Origin of the sequence: Phenylobacterium sp., assembly GCF_036263695.1 — a bacterium.
GTDB lineage: Bacteria > Pseudomonadota > Alphaproteobacteria > Caulobacterales > Caulobacteraceae > Phenylobacterium.
The window spans coordinates 1-15,533 of the sequence record NZ_DATAGM010000129.1 but is presented as its reverse complement, the minus strand read 5'-3'; the positions used below and the strand labels follow the sequence as shown (position 1 = coordinate 15,533).

Sequence of the window (15,533 nt, the reverse complement as noted above, 5' to 3'; positions counted from 1 at the left end):
CGACTGGGGCGACGTGGACCTGGTGATCCAGCTCGCCTCGCCCAAGGGGGCATCGCGGATGGTGCAGCGGATCGGCCGCGCGAACCATCGGCTGGACGAGCCCAGCCGCGCCCTCTTCGTGCCCGCCAACCGCTTCGAGATGCTGGAATGCCAGGCCGCTCGCGAGGCCATCGCCGAGAACACCCTGGACGGCGACCCCGCTCGCATCGGCGCGCTGGACGTGCTGGCCCAGCACGTCATGGGCTGCGCCTGCTCCGAGCCATTCGACGCGGTGGCGCTTTATGACGAAGTCCGCTCGGCGGGTCCCTACCGGGACCTGGCGTGGGAGGATTTCGAAGCCGTCCTCGATTTCGTCTCCACCGGCGGCTACGCGCTGAAGACCTACGACCGCTTCCGCCGGATCGTGAAAGGCGAAGATGGGCTGTGGAAAGTGCGCAACGCCCAGACCGCCCAGCGCCACCGGCTGAACGTCGGCGCCATCGTCTCCCCCGCCCTGCTGGCGGTGCGGCTGGCCGGCCGTCGCGGGACCGCAGGGCGAAAAATCGGCGAGGTGGAGGAGGGCTACCTCGAGATGCTCGAGCCCGGAGACACCTTCATCTTCGCCGGCGGGGTGTGGGAGTTGGTGGCGGTCACCGGCATGGACGTTCTGGTCCGTCCTGGCGGCGGCAAGGACCCGAAGATGCCGTCCTGGGGCGGCTCGAAGTTCGCCCTCTCCACCTTTCTCGCCAGCCGCGTCCGCCGGATGATGTCCAACCCCGAGCACTGGAACGTGCTCCCCGGCGACGTGCGCGAATGGCTGGAGATCCAGCGCGATCGCTCGCAGATCCCGGCCGAGGACGAGATGCTGCTGGAGACCTTCCCGCAGGGGAGACGGCACTTCCTCGTCTGCTATCCCTTCGAGGGAAGGCTCGCCCACACCACTCTGGCCATGTTGCTGACCCGACGCCTGGAGCGCGCGGGGGTCGGGCCCCTCGGGTTCGTGTGCAACGACTACGCGCTGGCCGTCTGGGCGCTGAAGCCGATGGACGGCCTCGACTACGCCGATCTGTTCTCGCAGGACATGCTGGGCGACGACCTGGAGGACTGGCTCGCCGAGAGCTTCATGATGAAGCGGGCCTTCAAGGGCTGCGCCCTGATCGCCGGGCTGATCGAGCGGCGCTTCCCCGGCGAGCAGAAGAGCGGGCGGCAGATCACCTTCTCCACCGACCTGGTATACGACGTGCTGCGCCGGCACGAGCCGGACCACCTCTTGCTGCGGTGCGCGCGGGCCGATGCGGCGACCGGCCTCATCGACGTGGCGCGGCTGGGCGCGATGCTGGCGCGCATCCGCGGCCGGATCCGCGTCTCCCACCTCGACCACCTGTCGCCGTTCTCGGTGCCGATCCTGCTGGAGATCGGCAAGGAGCGGTCGCCGGGATCGGCGGGGGAGCTTATCCTGGCCGAAGCCGCCGAAGACCTCATCGCCGAAGCCATCGCATGACCGCCGCCGCCGCCCGCCACGACTACGCCCCCGCCTCGTGCGGCGGCCTGCGCACCCAGATCGCCGGGACCGAGGTCGTGCTGCGCGCGAGCGGCGCAATGTGGGTCGACGAGGACGAGGCGCTGATCGTCTCCGACCTGCACCTGGAGAAGGGCTCCTCCTACGCCGCCCGCGGCCAGCTGTTGCCGCCCTACGACACCCGCGAGACCCTCGGGCGGCTGGAGTTCGAAGTCGCGACGATGCGGCCCAAGGTGCTGGTCTTCCTGGGCGACACCTTCCACGACCGCCGCTCCGAAGAGCGGCTGGCGCCGAGCGAGGCCGCGCGGCTGCGCCTGCTGGCCAGCGGGCGCACCCTGATCTGGGTGATCGGCAACCACGACGCGGACGGGCCGCAGCAACTGCCCGGCGAGCCCGTCGAAACCCTGTCGCTGGGCGACCTGACCCTGCGCCACGAGCCGCTGGCGGGGCCGAGGCTCGGCGAGCTCGCCGGCCACCTGCACCCCTGCGCCAAGGTCGCCGCGGCCGGGGGGGTGGTGCGGCGGCGCTGCTTCGTCACTGACGGCGAGCGGGCGATCCTGCCGGCCTTCGGCGCCTACGCCGGCGGGCTCAACATCCGCGACGTCGCATTCGCGGGGATGTTCGCTAGGACGCCCATCGCCGCAGCGCTCGGGGCAGGCCGCGTGCACGCGGTGGGCTGGAAGAGCCTGAGAGGCGACTGAAGCGCCGTCACCCTCGTTGTGGCCGGATGGCCATTTCGACGATGACTTTGTCCCCGGCGGTGATGTTGGCCTTGCGCCTCACCTTGTCTTTGAGCGGCAGGAAGTAGGTCCCGTCCTTGGGGAACAGCGCCGTAGTGAAGGCGACGCCGCCGATAGTCGCCCCGACCGGGATCATCCCCCAGCCATAGGTCACGGCCTTCATGACGCCCTTCAGTGTCTCGGCCTCGGCCGGCGGAACGGGGACGAAGAAGAACGGCGAAGGGCCGCGCCAGTAGATCACTTCCGCCTCGAAGCGGAATTCAGGGAGCGCCTCGGCCTCTCCGCTCATCGGCTCACAGCCGCAGCGCCTGCTCCAGCGCGATCGCCAGCGAGAGCCCGGCGCCGAGCGTCAAGACGGTCAGCAGCCGCGGCCAGCGGGTCGGCACGTCCGGCGCGGTGTGGTCGAACAGCCACTGGAGCAGGAAGGCCGATAGGAAGCCGCAGAGCAGCCAGGTTTCGGGCCAGCGCCCGCGGGCGAGGATCAGCACCCAGGCGAACACCGGCCCCACGATGGAGGCCGCCAGGCGCTGCGAGCGCGGCGACTCGCGCGACGTCTCCAGGCCCCAGCGGACCCCGCCGACGAAGCTCATCACGATCGCCGACCAGGTGAGGATCACGGTCAGCGCATCGTCCGCCAGGTGCCCGGGGCCATAGGCGTAGACCACCGCAGACACCGGGAACGGCGACAGCGCGGCGACGGCGATGATCCACAACGGGAGCGGGGCGGAGGTCTCGGCTTCCATGGCTCAAGTCCTTCGGAACACAACGGAGGCCGCCCAACCGGCCAACAGGGCGATAGCGACAGAGGCCAGGCCGTACAACCATGGCTTCTCACGGGCGAAGAGGTAAAGGGCCCGTTCGGCGCCGGCCTTTTCCACGGTCAGGGTGCGGGTGCGGCTGGCGACCGGGCGCCCGTCCTGGAAGAGGATGATCTCGGCCCGGTACTGGCCGATGGGCGCGGCGGTGGGCAGGTCGATCTCGGCCCGGAAGAGGCCGCGGTCGACGAACTGCACGCCGCGGTCGTCCTCGGCGTAGAGACGGCTGTTCTCCTTCAGCCGCATGACGGCCTGGCGCCACTGGCCGTAGTCGGCGCCCAGCCGGCTGACCACCACGTCGCGGACGCCGTAGCGGGTCTCGATCCGCTGCTCCTCGGGGGCGTTGATCGGCAGGTGGTCGACGCCAGCGCCCAGCCGGCGCAGCACGCCGAAAGTCGCGATGTCGCGCAGCGGGCGGGTGGAGGCGGCCCGGTAGAAGCCCGGCGCGCCCTCGAACACCACCGGCCGGCTGTTGACCCACAGGCCGGCCACCCGCGTCTTGCGGGCGATCCGGATCGGCTGCTCGGGGCCGCGGACTAGAACAACCACGTCAGCAGGCCGGGTCTCGGGATTGAAGACGGCGCCGTAGAGCACGATGCGCGCACCGCGGAAGCTGGAGGTCACCCGCACGTTGGTCTCGGTGAGCGCGGCGGAGATGGCGGCCGGGGGCTCGGCCATGGGAACGGCCATCAGTCGCCCCCTCCGACGAGAACGAACGGATCGTCGGGACGGATGAAGAGGTCGAGCCCCATCTTCAACCCGACCACCAGCACGATCAGCGCCAGCAGCGCCCGCAGCTCCTCGGCCCGGAAGCGCATCGAGGCCCGCGCGCCGAACTGGGCGCCCAGCACCCCGCCGGCCAGCAGCATGGTGGCCAGCACCACGTCCACAGTCTGGTTGCGGCCGGCCTGCAGCACGCTGGTCAGCGAGGTGGTGATGATGATCTGGAACAGGCTGGTGCCCACCACCACGCCGGCGGGCATCCGCAGCAGGTAGACCATCGCCGGCACCAGCACGAAGCCGCCGCCCACTCCCATGATCGCCGAGAGCACGCCCACGAACACGCCCAGCGCGATCGGCGGCAGCACGCTGATGTAGAGCCGCGAGCGCGGGAAGCGGACCTTGAACGGCAGGCCGTAGAGCCAGGGCGGCCTGCGGTCGCGCCGCGGCTTGGGCGGCTCGCCGCGCCGCCGGCGCAGGATCGAGCCCAGCGACTCCGTGAGCATCAGCCCGCCGATCACCCCTAGGAAGATCAGGTAGGAAAGCGAGACGACCAGGTCGGCCTGGCCGAGCAGCCGCAGCCAGCGGAAAATCTCCACGCCGACCACGGAGCCCACCGCCCCGCCCGCCGCCAGCACCCCGCCCATCCGGAAGTCCACGGCCCTGCGGCGGGTGTAGGAGATGACGCTGGAGGTGGAGGAGGCCGCCACGTGGTTGGCTTCGCTGGCCACCGCCACCGCGGGCGGGATGCCGAGGAAGACCAGCACCGGCGTCATCAGGAAGCCGCCGCCGATGCCGAACAGGCCGGAGATGAACCCCACCGCCGCGCCGAGCGCGATCAGCAGCGGCGCATTCACCGAGACCTCGGCGATGGGGAGGTAGATGTCCACGGCTCAGCCGCCCGGCCCGGAATCCACGCATCGCCAAGCGGCCAGGGGGGCTGACAAGGCTCAGCGCGCGTAGACGGCCAGGCGTGAGACGGTCAGGGAGTCGAGTTCGCCGGTCGGCGGAAGTCCCTGGTCACGCTGGTAGGCGGCGATGGCCATTCTGAGCGCCGGGGAGGCCACGCCGTCTGCGGGGCCGAGGACCTGATAGTAGTTGAGGCGCGAGAGCGCCTTCTGGGCGATGGCGACGGTGGTCTTGTCGCCGCCGGCGGCCAGGCTCGGCGTCGCGGCGCGGAATGAGGCCGCCGACTTCTCGGCGACCACGCGCGCCTCGGCCGACAGCTGAGCCTTCACCCGCTGGGCGCTGGCGCGGGACTCCGCGTCCCCTTGGCGGCCGGCGATCAGGTACCAACGGTAGGCCTCGGCGGCGTTCTGCGGGACCCCGATGCCCTCTTCGTACAGGCGGCCCAGATTGTACTGGCTGTCCAGCAGGCCCATCTCGGCCGCCCGCTGGAACCACTGGGCGGCGGTTGAGGTGTTCTTCGGCCCGCCGGCGCCCTCGAAATAGTAGAGCGCCAGATTGTGCATGGCCTTTCGCTCGCCGCGCTGGGCGGCGCGCTCGGTCCAGCGGCGGGCCTCGGCGAGGTCCTGCTTGAGACCCGAACGGCCGGCCTCGTAGAGCTTGGCGAGGTAGAACTGGGCGGGCGGGTGGCCGAGGTTGGCCGCCTGCTTGAGCTTCTCGAGCCCGCTGTCGTCGCCGGCGTCCAGCGCCTGGGAGGCCTCTGCGTAGAGGGCCGCAAGGTCCACGTCCGACGGGGCGGACGGGCTGGCTTCCGTCAGCTTCTTGGGCTGCAGGGCCACCGCGGCCAGCGGCGCGGCCTTGGCGCCGGGCTGCGCGGTGGCGTCCTGGGCGGCGATCTGGGCCTGGTCGGCCCCCTTCTGGATCTCGCCCGACTGCAGCACCAGGCCGCTGATCGAAAGGCCCGCGGCGGCGACGCCGCCGGCGACCAGGACGGCGGTCGGCAGGGTCCCGCCTGCGCGGCGCTTCTTGGCGACGGTGAAGCCTGAGAACAACCCGGGGCCCTCCTCCTTCTCCTTGGCCTTGCCGGCCTTGGGATGGGCGGCCGAGGCGCGGGCGGCGGCGCGGGCCTGCTCGATGAGTTCGCGGGCGGTCAGCCGCTCCAGCGGCGGGGCGGGCTCGGCCTTAGGCTCGAAGAGGTCGTCGGCCTCGGCGGCGTCAGCCTCGGCCTCGCTGCGGGCCGGCGCGTCCGCCTCGGCGGCGGGCTCGGCCTCGAACTGCGAGACGGGCAGCGGCTCGGAGATCGCGTCGTGGTCGTCGTCGAAGCCGTCGTTCAGCCGGCGCGCATCGGGACGCGGCCACATGGGTCCATCGGCGGCGGGCGCTTCGAAGGGATCGTCCAATTCAGCCGCCGGCGAGGCTTCGGCGGCGGGCTCCGCGTCGAAGGCGGCCGCCGGCTCGAGCGCCGGGGGCTTCAACAGTTCGGCGTCCTCGTCCGCCGGCTCGGCGTCCAGCGCCGAGAGCACCTCGGCCAGCGGATCGGCCTCGGCGCGCGCATCGTCGGCCAGGGCGGCCGGGGCAAGTCCGTCGGACGCGGCGCGGGCGGCGGGCGCGAAGCCGTCCGCCGCCTCGAAGTCGGTCTCGTCGAAGGTCGGCTCCGGCGGGGCGCCCGGGAAGGCGGCGCCGAACAGGCTGCGGGCGGCGGCGAAGGGCGCCGGCGTGGGCGTTGTGGCGAGGGGCAGCGGCTCGTCCAGGGACTCCGGCGGCGGCAGCTGCGCCTCGGGGATCGACGGCGGGAGCGGCGGGGCGGCTTTGGCCTGCTCGGCCTGGCGCTGCTGGGCCTGCGCCAGCCGCTGGTCGATCTTCTCGCGGGCCTCTTCCAGCAGGCGCGCGGTGCGCTCCTCGCTGGCGCGGATCCGCTCCGACAGCTCCTCGGAGACCCTGTCGGTGCGCTGGCCGATCCGCTCGGAGACCGTGGTCAGCTTCTCGCCGACGTCGTCGATCGCCTGGGCGCTGCGGCGCTCGGCGTTGGAGATCCGCTCTGTCAGCCGCTCCGAGATGCGGGTGATCTCGGCCGACAGCTTGGACAAGGCCTCGGCCTGGCCGTCGCCGATTCGGGCCAGCTCGGCGCTGACCGCGGCGGCGCCGGCCTCGGCGGCCTGCACCCGCTGGGTCAGGGTCCCGGCGACGCCCGCCAGGTCCTCGCCCATCTTCTGGATGGCCTGGGCCGAGCGCTGCTCGGCCGCCTGCACGTGCTCGGCCATCTCGCCGAGCTTGCGCTCCATGCGGTCGAAGCGGTCCTCGGCCGAGGCGGCGAGCTGGCTGGCGATCTCCCCCCTCGCCTCGTCAAGGCGCTTGCCGAGGGTGGCGGCCAGTTCCTCCAGCCGCTGATCGATCGCGCCGCCGGACTCCACGGCCCGCAGGCGGCCGTCCAGCGCGGCGAAGGAGTCCCGCAGGCTCTCGACGGCCTGGGCGGTGCGGCCCTCGGCGTCGGCGAGACGCTCGGCCAGCTTGCCGAAGCTGTCCTCGACGACGGCGGTGGAGGCGACCTCGCCGCCCTCCAGGCGCTGGATGCGGGCCTCGACGGCCGTCAGCAGGTCCTTGGCGCGGTCGTCCTTCTGGTCCAGGCGGCCGGCGACCTTGGAGAGGGCGGATTCCAGGGCCCGAAGGGCTTCGGCCGAGCGAGGGCCGGCGGCCTCCTGCTCGACACGGCGGACCCGGTCGAGGACCTTGGCGTGGTCGGCGCGGATCTCGTCGACGGCGCCCTCCACCCGGGCGACCACCGAGGCCTGCTGGCGCTCGGCGGCTTCCAGGCGGGCCAAGGCCGCGCGAACGGACTGCTCGACGCCGCTGACGGCCAGGCCCGTGCGGGTCTCGGAGGATTCGATGTGGTCCGTCAGCCGGTCGAGCGCCAGCGCGACGCGGGCGATCTCTTCACGCGAGTGGGGCGCAGGCTCGTAGCGGGCGGCGGGCGGCGGGGCGTCGAAGGCGGGGCGCTGCGGGCGGGCCGGCGGTCGGTCGCCGAACAGCGCCTTGGTGACGGCGTCTTCCGGGTCGTCCTCGAGGATCATCCGGTTCAGCCACTCGCCAAGCGTCATTCCTGACCGGCGGGCCAGGTCCTTGGCGACCTCGCGGGCTTTCGGATCGATTCCCTTCACGCTCCAGGGCGCCCCCGCCGTCATTTCGAATCGTCTCCAACCCCACGTTGGACGCTAGCCACCGATTCCTGGGGTGTAAACGCGACCAAGACGCAACATCTTGCGTCTGACACGATCACCTGTGGATGACGACGGAGCGGTGAGCGGAGCCCACGCCACCCTCCCCCGACATGGTCAATGAAGGGTTAACCCCACGATCGCGCCGCGGCTTGGAACGCGGGCCGGGGTGCGCTACGGGGCCGCATGGGGATCGAGATCACCGCCGTGCTGTTCGCCGCCGCCGCCGTCCTTGCGGTGTTCAGCGGCTGGCGCGGCGCGCGCAAGCCCAACTTCCTGAAGGGGCCGCGGCTGATCCCCTGGCGCGCGATCATGCTGACGAGCACGGCCATGGCCGTGCTGCTGCTGGTCCACCTGGTGAACCTGCTCGGGGTGCCGACCGGCCGTTAGCGGCTACTGCCCGCCGGCGAGCGGGTTGGGGGCGGTCATTGCGGAGCGGCCGTGCAGACGCTCGCGCTCCTGCCGCAGGCGAGTGTTCTCCGCCGAAAGGTCGGTGAGGTCGGACTGCAGCTGCGCCACCCGCTCACGCAGGTAGGCGTTCTCGCGGCGCATGGCGTCTTCCTCGAGCGGGGTCATGGTGCGAGCAGCACGCCTGCGAGGACGATCAGGGCGAGCGTCAGCCCGGCCCAGAGCGGCACGTTGCGAGGCGAGAGGAACGGGGTCTTCTGAAGTTCTTGCATCAAGGATCTCCTGCCGCTCTCGCACGGCCGCGAGTTCATAGATGGGAAGCAGAGCGCAGGCCCGCCAGAACCAATTGCTCAGGCCTCAAAGAAAAACAAAAATAGTGGACTACAGGACAGTTTGAGCGCGATAATCGAATTCGCTGACGACGGGTGACGAGAACGCGACCCGTTGGCGCACATTGGGCCGAATGTTCGACAGAGTTCGCCCGTTTAACTCAAGGAATACAGATCATGGCTAAGGGCCAAAAGCGATCCAACAAGGAAGTCCGCAAGCCCAAGCAGCCGGCCCCCAAGGCCGCGCCCGCCGCGCAGACCTTCTTCAACCCGGCCCACAAGAAGGCCTAGGCCGGAAGGCCGTATCGATGTCTGCGGATCTCACCGAGGGCCAGCTGCACGCCCTGCGCAACCTGGCGCGCAAGCACACCGGCGAAGACGTGCCGTTCGTCAACATCTCCGACGCCCGGCAGCTGACCGAGCTCGGCCTGGCGGCGCGCGGCCGCGAGGGCTGGTCGATCACGCCCGAGGGCACGGCCCTGCTGGCCTCCCTCTCCGGCCCGCCGGTCTGGATGACGCCCTAGCCGCGCTCAGCGCGCCGCGACCCCCGGCCGGTTGAGATAGATCGGATTGCCGAGCAGCCAGAGCCTCCCGTCGGGGCCGCGCACTTCGGCGCGCAACCAGCCGGCTCCGCCGTCGCTGGTCCAGGTCAGCCGCCGCGTCTCGTCGGCGCTCAACGTTCCGCCCGCCTCGCCTCCAACCTTGCCCGCCGCCGGGCCGGCGAGCACCAGCCTGCCGCCGGCGGCGCCCTTCACCGCAATCTCGATCGCGACGGCCGTCCCGGCCGGCGCATGCAGATCGCCGCCCATCGCAACGGCCTGACCGCCCGCCGTGGCCGTCACGTCGATATGGCGGTCCTTCGTTCCCGCCACGTCGATGAACACCCGGCCTGAGCGCAGCCCCGCCAGGATCGCGGGCTGCGACAGGTTCTCGGCCCAGACCACCGTCGTTGGCGCCCCGACGGCCGAGGCCTGGTCGGCGGCCTTGGCGGCGTCGTGATTGTCCGAGCCGCCGAGGGCGGTGATCCGCCGGCCTTCCGCCAGCCGCGCCTCCCAAAAGGGCACGCCCGACAAGAGCGCGTCGGAGCCGCCGGTCTGGGCGAGGCTCCCCCCGTTCACCACCTCCACCCCCTGTATCCGCGCATAGTCGGTCTTGGCCGTCCAACCGCAGCCCATGCAAACCTCGCCCGACGGCATGCCCGGATGATTGATCGATACGACGGCGCCCGCACGTTCGGCCTGGTCCAGGATGGCGTCGAGGGTGGGCGCGCGCGGGCCGCCGAGCTGGAAGTCGAGCGGCTCCACCGAACCGAACACGTTGGCGTGGCCAAAGAAGGTGGTGATCTCGCGCCCAGGGATCAGCAGCAGGTCGGAAAAGTGCGGCTGCAGCTCGGCCAGCGCCTGGTGGTGCGATGTGGCGTTGTGCTCGGTGACGGCGACGAAATCGAGTCCCCGCGCCGCGGCCGCCTCCAAGGTCAGGTGCAGGGGGCAGGGCCCACGCCCACCGGCGCGGTTCGCGCACGACCCGTCGGAGTGGCCGGTATGCAGGTGCAGATCGCCGCGCCACCAGCCGGGGCCCGCCTTCAACGGCGCCTCGGCGAAGCCCTGGAAGTCCCCTGCCCGGCCGAAGGTGATCTTCGCCACATAGTCGGCGCGGGCGTCCTTGCGCAGGTTCGGGACGCCCAGGATCAGCTTCCACTCGCCCGGGATGAGAGGCCCCGGAAGGTACGACGGGGTCGCGAAGGTCTCGGCCACGGTGAAGCGGGCCTTGTTCCCGCCGCTCCAGCCCCGGAACCGCTGCGGATCGCGCAGGCCAAGGTCGATGACCGAGCGCTGCTCGCGCCCGGTGTACTCGAACTCAACCGTCAGCCGCGTGACGCTGCGCGGGACCCGGAACGGGACCTCGCGATAGGTCTGGTGGTCGGCCCCCGTCATCGTCCCGCGCAAGGTGAGGTCCGGCTCGGCGCGCGCCACGCCGGCGCCCAGCAGCGCAGCGGCCAGGATCGCGGCGAGGAACGCCCTGGCCGCCGAGCTCAGCATCAGAACCGGTAAAGCAGCGCGGCGCGGAAGGTGCGTCCGAGCTCGGGCCTGGCGAGGTAGTAGCGGGCCCCGGCCTCCCCGGAGATGAACTGGCCGGCCCGCGGGTTGCCTTCGGTCAGGCCGATCTCGTTCGTCAGGTTGGTCCCGTAGCCGTAGAGCGTCAGCTGGTCGTTGATCTGATAGCGCACGTGGGCGTTCACCAGGTGGTAGGCGGGGATGATCAGGCTGTTGGCCAGGTCAGAGTAGCGCTTGCCGTAATACTGCAATTCGAGCTCGGCGCGCAGTCGCCCGTCCAGCAGATTGAGCCCCGGGGTGAAGCGGCCGGTGACCCTTGGCGTGCGGATCTGCAGGTTGCCGGAGAAGTCCCGCGGCCGCAGGCAGTCGGCGCCGGAGGTGGGGACGTCCGTCGGCGCCGGGCAGGCGCCCGAAACCTTGGCCACCCGCTCGTTGAAGATGAAGTCGCCCAGCCGCGGCTCCTGAATGGTCGCGTTGAAGGCCAGGTCGAACCACTCCACCGGCCGCGCCAGCCCCTCGAGCTCCAGGCCCCAGGCGTCGGTGGAGGCGAACTCGGTCCGGCTCACGAACGAATTGGTCGCCTGGTCGAAACGGGTCTCGGTGAAGCCCTGGCTGTCGAAGCCCGAGTAGAAGGCCACCGCGTAGAAGCGGTAGCTCGGCTGCTCGATCTTGAGCCCCGCCTCGGCCAGGTTGAACTTCTGGGTGCGCGGATCGGTGCGCGTTGGATTGGTCAGGAAGTCGCCGAGCGAGGGCAGCCGGAAGGCGCGCGTGTAACGGGCGAAGACACCGATGTCCGGCTGGACCTGGTAGTTGACCGCGATGGTCCCGGCCATGCCGTCGAAGTCCCGGTCCAGCGGGTCGAAGATCCCGTTCCCGCTGATCGCCTGATCGTCGGCGAGGGTCGGCGACTGGTTTAGGTTTACTGTGGCGCTGCGCTCGTTGCGGCCGGAGAGCTCGATGCGCTCCCAGCGGGCCCCGAGGTCGACCCTCAGCTTGTCGGTGATCCGCCACTCGTCAGAGGCGTAGAGGGCCCAGGTCGTGGACTCGCCCTCCGCGTGGTTGAACTGGGTGCCGTAGCGCGAGAAGCCGTTCTCGGTGAAGCGGGCGACCACCTGGCCGGCGGCGTTCAGGCCGACCAGCTCCAGGGGCCTGGCGTTTTCCCGCACGTCGATCAGCAGGGCCGAGCCCTCCTGGCGGAAGGTCTCGTCGGCCCTCGCGAAGTAGACGCCCAGCGCCACGTCGTGGGACTGGCCGCCCAGATCGAACCGCCGCTGGAGGCGCAGGTCGTTGATCCATTCGTCGAGGGCAATGTCCTGCTGGCGCACGAAGGCGTCCATCACCAGCCCCGTGCCGTTCTGGCCGGCGATGTCGAAGGGCTGACCGTCCAAGTAGGTGAGGCGGCCGGCGACCACGCCGAGGGCGGACGCACGGGCCAGATCCTGGTTGATGCGCGAAGCGGCGCTGATCGGCGTGTTGGGGAACAGGCCGGCGCGCGTGAGGTCGGCGGTCTTGTAGCGGAACTTCTCCAACACCTGCCACCCGCCGCCGATGTCGAACCGGGAGTCGACCGTGTACTGGGTCAGCTTCACGTCCGAGCCGCGGGTCAGGTTGAAGCCGAACGGGCCACGGTTGGTGCGGAAGGTCAGCCGGCCCGTCTCCGGGCCGGCCAGCGTGCCGTAGTTCGGGTCGAAGCCGGGGATACCCGCAGTGTCGCCTTCCGAGTCGAAGGTCAGCGGAATGGGCAGGTAGAAGATGGTGTTGTCGTCGACGTGCTTGACGTTGAAGTCGACGGAGCCGCCGGTGAAGTCGCGCCCGACCGAGAAGCGGATCTGGCCGCCTTGGTCGGCGGTGAAGCCGGGGTCCCGGACCCCATCGCTCTTGCGGTAGAAGCCGCCCAGGCCCATGCGGAACCCGGCCACAGGGCCGCCGATCCAGAAGTCGCCGCGGGCGTAGCCGTAGTCGCCGATCTCGCCCTTGATCAGGCCACCGAACTCGTCGCCGCCCTTGCGGCTGATGAGGTTGACGACCCCGGCCGGCGCATAGGAGGCGAACACGGACGAAGGGCCGCCGCGCACCACCTCCACCCGCTCCACTGTCTCGTCGAAGCGGCCGGAGAAGTCGGTGTTGAGGAAGCCCAGGCCGCCGTCGTGCTGGATCGGAAGGCCGTCCTCGTGCAGGGCGATGGCCGCATAGCCCTCGATCGGGATGCCGCGGGCTCGGATGTTGGCTCCGCCGACGCCACCGGAGGCCTCCACCCAGAAGCCCGGCACGTTCTTCAGCACCTCGGCGATGCTCGGCGGCGACTGCAGGCGCAGGGTCTCTTCCGAGACGGCGGTGATGGCGTAGCTCGCCTCCACCCGGCGCTGTTCGGCCGTGCCGGCTCGAGCCGTGACGACCAGTTCCTCGACCGCAGTTCCATCGTCCTGGGCCGCCGCGCCATGGGCGACCGCGAGCGCGCACGCCGCGGCGGCGGCGAAGAGCAGATGCTTCATAGATCCCGTCCCCTCAAAGGTGCGCGGGAGCTAGCTGTGCTGTGTCTCGGATCGGCGACAGCGGGATGTCAGATCCGTGTCGCCCAACCCCTGCGGCGGCGGCGCCACAGTGCAGAGACCGCTCTGCACAACCTCAGCGGAGTCAGGCGAAGAACGCGGCCTCGAGCGGCCGCTCGCCGAGGGTTGCGAGACCATCACCAGGTGGCGGGATGCAGGACCACGATCTCGCGGGCGGTCAATTCCGACCACTTTGTAGGTGTCCGGAGCCGCGTCCGCCGCCCCTCAAACAGCCGTTCGGAAGCCTTGTCCTGCGACCGCCGGGCGCTATGGTGCGCGCGACTGGAAACCGGCAGGCAGGAGACCTTGATGGCCGACTTCGGCGGTGCAGACCTCGAGGCGTTCCGCGGCGAGGTGAAGGCCTGGCTGGAGGCGAACTATCCGCCTGAGCTGAAGGAGGCCCGGCCGAAGACCGACCCGGAGGCGATCTGGGGCGGCCGCAAGTTCGCCGGCCGCGAGGATCCGCACATCGTCTGGATGCGCCGCGTCGCCGAGAAGGGCTGGACGGCGCCGACGTGGCCGAAGGAATACGGCGGCGGCGGCCTGACCCCCGCTCAGGCCCGGGTGCTCGAGCAGGAACTTCAGCGCGGCGGCTACCGGCAGCCGCTGGCCTCCTTCGGCGTGTGGATGCTCGGCCCCGTTCTGCTCGAGTACGGCAACGAGGAGCAGAAGAAGGCGCATCTTCCCAGGATCGTCCGGGGCGAGATCCGCTGGTGCCAGGGCTACTCGGAGCCGGGCGCCGGCTCAGACCTCGCCTCCCTGCAGACCCGCTGCGAGGACAAGGGCGACCACTGGTTGATCAATGGCCAGAAGATCTGGACCAGCTACGCCGACAAAGCCGACTGGTGCTTCTGCCTGGTGCGCACCGACACCTCGAAGAAGCACGAGGGCATCTCCTTCGTGCTCATCGACATGTCCTCGCCGGGCGTCGAGACCCGGCCGATCCAGCTGATCAGCGGCGAGAGCCCGTTCTGCGAGACCTTCTTCACGGATGTGAAGGTCCCGAAGGAGAACATGGTCGGCAAGCTAAACGGCGGCTGGGAGATCGCCAAGCGGCTGCTGCAGTACGAACGCCAGAACATCTCCGGCGGCTTCGGCGGCGGCGGGGGCGCGGGCGGCGCGGCCGGGGACCTGGGCCAGATCGCCAAGGCCTACGTTGGGACGGACGAGGCGGGCCGGGTGGCCGACTGGGACCTGCGCCGGCGGATCACCGAGAACAAGATGAACTTCCAGGCGCTGCAGATGACCATCGCCCGCAGCGCGGCCGAGAGCCGGGCCGGCGGCGGCCCGTCCGCGGCCACGTCCATCATCAAATACGCCGCGGCCTCCTTCGCCCAGGAGCGCAGCGAGCTGATGATCGAGGCGATCGGCGCTCAGGGCTTGGGCTGGGAGGGCGAGGCCTTCAAGGGCCAGGAGCTGACCGCCACCCGCGGCTGGCTGCGCTCGAAGGGCAATTCGATCGAGGGCGGCACTTCGGAAGTGAATATCAACGTGGTGGCCAAGCGGGTCCTCGGCCTGCCTGACCCGATTAAGTCATAGGGAAACAGTCCATGGCCGATTTTGGCGGTACCGACCTCGAGGCGTTCCGGCAGGAAGCCCGCACCTGGCTCGAAGCGAACTTCCCGCAGGAGCTGCGCAGCGATCCGCGCCGGCAGATGCAGGCGCAGATGTCGACCGAGTTCGACCCGGCCTGGGATGCCTGGCGCAAGGCCATGGGCGACAAGGGCTGGGGCACGCCCACCTGGCCGAAGGAATACGGCGGCGGCGGCCTGTCGCGCGGCGAGGCTCGCGTGCTGGCCGAAGAGATGGCCAACATTGGCGCCCGCAATCCGATCGGCGGCATGGGCGTGATGATGTTCGGCCCGACCCTGATCGAGTACGGGACCGAGGCGCTGAAGCGCCAGCACCTGCCGGGCATCATCAAGGGCGAGGTCCGCTGGTGCCAGGGCTACTCCGAGCCGGGCTCGGGCTCGGACCTGGCCTCGCTGCAGACCCGCGCCGAGGACAAGGGCGACCACTACCTGGTCAACGGCCAGAAGATCTGGACCAGCGGCGCCAACCTCGCCGACTGGTGCTTCTGCCTGGTCCGCACCGACCCGAGCAAAAAGCACGAAGGGATCTCCTTCCTGCTGATCGACATGAAGACGCCGGGCGTCGAGGTCCGCCCGATCCGGCTGATCAACGGCACCAGCCCGTTCTGCGAGACCTTCTTTACCGACGTGAAGGTCCCCAAGGACCAGCTGTTCGGCCCGCTGAACGGCGGCTGGACGGTGGCCAAGCGCCTGCTGCAGTTCGAGCGCGA

The 15,533-nt window shown here is 70.5% G+C and carries 14 protein-coding genes and 1 pseudogene; 7 read left to right on the top strand and 8 right to left on the bottom strand.

What is annotated here, in order from left to right; translation table 11 throughout:
• Both VHK87_RS05095 and pdeM read left to right on the top strand, forming a co-directional pair.
• Window positions 1-1,480: pseudogene (locus VHK87_RS05095) on the top strand (DNA ligase-associated DEXH box helicase); the annotation flags it as partial.
• Complete coding sequence (pdeM, locus tag VHK87_RS05090) at window positions 1,477-2,199, top strand: ligase-associated DNA damage response endonuclease PdeM (protein WP_329633813.1); 723 nt, start codon at window positions 1,477-1,479, stop codon at window positions 2,197-2,199. The pseudogene VHK87_RS05095 and the gene pdeM, both read left to right, overlap by 4 nt.
• A 7-nt stretch (window positions 2,200-2,206) precedes the next feature.
• Here pdeM and VHK87_RS05085 read toward each other — a convergent pair whose 3' ends face one another.
• Genes VHK87_RS05085 through VHK87_RS05065 form a run of 5 tightly spaced genes read right to left on the bottom strand, consistent with a single transcriptional unit; the run spans window position 2,207 to window position 7,858 of the window.
• Entirely contained in the window at window positions 2,207-2,527 is a 321-nt protein-coding gene (locus tag VHK87_RS05085) for a DUF1905 domain-containing protein (protein ID WP_329633812.1), read from the bottom strand.
• A gap of 4 nt (window positions 2,528-2,531) precedes the next feature.
• Window positions 2,532-2,981 (bottom strand): DUF3429 domain-containing protein, encoded by a 450-nt coding sequence (locus tag VHK87_RS05080; RefSeq protein WP_329633811.1) that lies wholly within the window; start codon window positions 2,979-2,981, stop codon window positions 2,532-2,534.
• Between the two features lie 3 nt (window positions 2,982-2,984).
• Entirely contained in the window at window positions 2,985-3,743 is a 759-nt protein-coding gene (locus tag VHK87_RS05075; RefSeq protein WP_329633810.1) for a TIGR02186 family protein, read from the bottom strand.
• Window positions 3,743-4,663 (bottom strand): sulfite exporter TauE/SafE family protein, encoded by a 921-nt coding sequence (locus VHK87_RS05070; RefSeq protein ID WP_329633809.1) that lies wholly within the window; start codon window positions 4,661-4,663, stop codon window positions 3,743-3,745. Before VHK87_RS05070 ends, VHK87_RS05075 begins: the two co-directional genes overlap by 1 nt.
• A gap of 60 nt (window positions 4,664-4,723) precedes the next feature.
• The gene (locus VHK87_RS05065; RefSeq protein ID WP_329633808.1) at window positions 4,724-7,858 is read right to left on the bottom strand and encodes a peptidoglycan-binding protein; all 3,135 of its coding nucleotides are present in this window, start codon (window positions 7,856-7,858) and stop codon (window positions 4,724-4,726) included.
• Window positions 7,859-8,077: 219 nt separating this feature from the next.
• On the opposite strand from VHK87_RS05065, the gene VHK87_RS05060 reads away from it, so the two are divergent.
• A complete protein-coding gene (locus VHK87_RS05060) occupies window positions 8,078-8,281 on the top strand; it encodes a hypothetical protein (RefSeq protein ID WP_329633807.1) in 204 nt (67 codons plus the stop codon).
• Window positions 8,282-8,284: 3 nt separating this feature from the next.
• Here VHK87_RS05060 and VHK87_RS05055 read toward each other — a convergent pair whose 3' ends face one another.
• Entirely contained in the window at window positions 8,285-8,467 is a 183-nt protein-coding gene (locus tag VHK87_RS05055) for a hypothetical protein (protein ID WP_329633806.1), read from the bottom strand.
• Window positions 8,468-8,805: 338 nt separating this feature from the next.
• On the opposite strand from VHK87_RS05055, the gene VHK87_RS19440 reads away from it, so the two are divergent.
• Window positions 8,806-8,919 (top strand): hypothetical protein, encoded by a 114-nt coding sequence (locus VHK87_RS19440; RefSeq protein WP_414694113.1) that lies wholly within the window; start codon window positions 8,806-8,808, stop codon window positions 8,917-8,919.
• A 17-nt stretch (window positions 8,920-8,936) separates the two neighbouring features.
• On the top strand, window positions 8,937-9,152 hold the full coding sequence (locus tag VHK87_RS05050) for a hypothetical protein (RefSeq protein WP_329633805.1): 216 nt from the start codon (window positions 8,937-8,939) through the stop codon (window positions 9,150-9,152).
• Between the two features lie 6 nt (window positions 9,153-9,158).
• Here VHK87_RS05050 and VHK87_RS05045 read toward each other — a convergent pair whose 3' ends face one another.
• Together VHK87_RS05045 and VHK87_RS05040 are read right to left on the bottom strand one after the other, a co-directional pair.
• The gene (locus VHK87_RS05045; protein ID WP_329633804.1) at window positions 9,159-10,667 is read right to left on the bottom strand and encodes a CehA/McbA family metallohydrolase; all 1,509 of its coding nucleotides are present in this window, start codon (window positions 10,665-10,667) and stop codon (window positions 9,159-9,161) included.
• Window positions 10,667-13,174 (bottom strand): TonB-dependent receptor, encoded by a 2,508-nt coding sequence (locus VHK87_RS05040; RefSeq protein WP_329633803.1) that lies wholly within the window; start codon window positions 13,172-13,174, stop codon window positions 10,667-10,669. Before VHK87_RS05040 ends, VHK87_RS05045 begins: the two co-directional genes overlap by 1 nt.
• A 366-nt stretch (window positions 13,175-13,540) precedes the next feature.
• Between VHK87_RS05040 and VHK87_RS05035 the strand changes: the two genes are divergently transcribed.
• Together VHK87_RS05035 and VHK87_RS05030 are read left to right on the top strand one after the other, a co-directional pair.
• Entirely contained in the window at window positions 13,541-14,770 is a 1,230-nt protein-coding gene (locus tag VHK87_RS05035; RefSeq protein ID WP_329633802.1) for an acyl-CoA dehydrogenase family protein, read from the top strand.
• Window positions 14,771-14,781: 11 nt separating this feature from the next.
• On the top strand, window positions 14,782-15,533 hold a 752-nt coding region (locus VHK87_RS05030; protein WP_329633801.1), incomplete at its 3' end, for an acyl-CoA dehydrogenase family protein.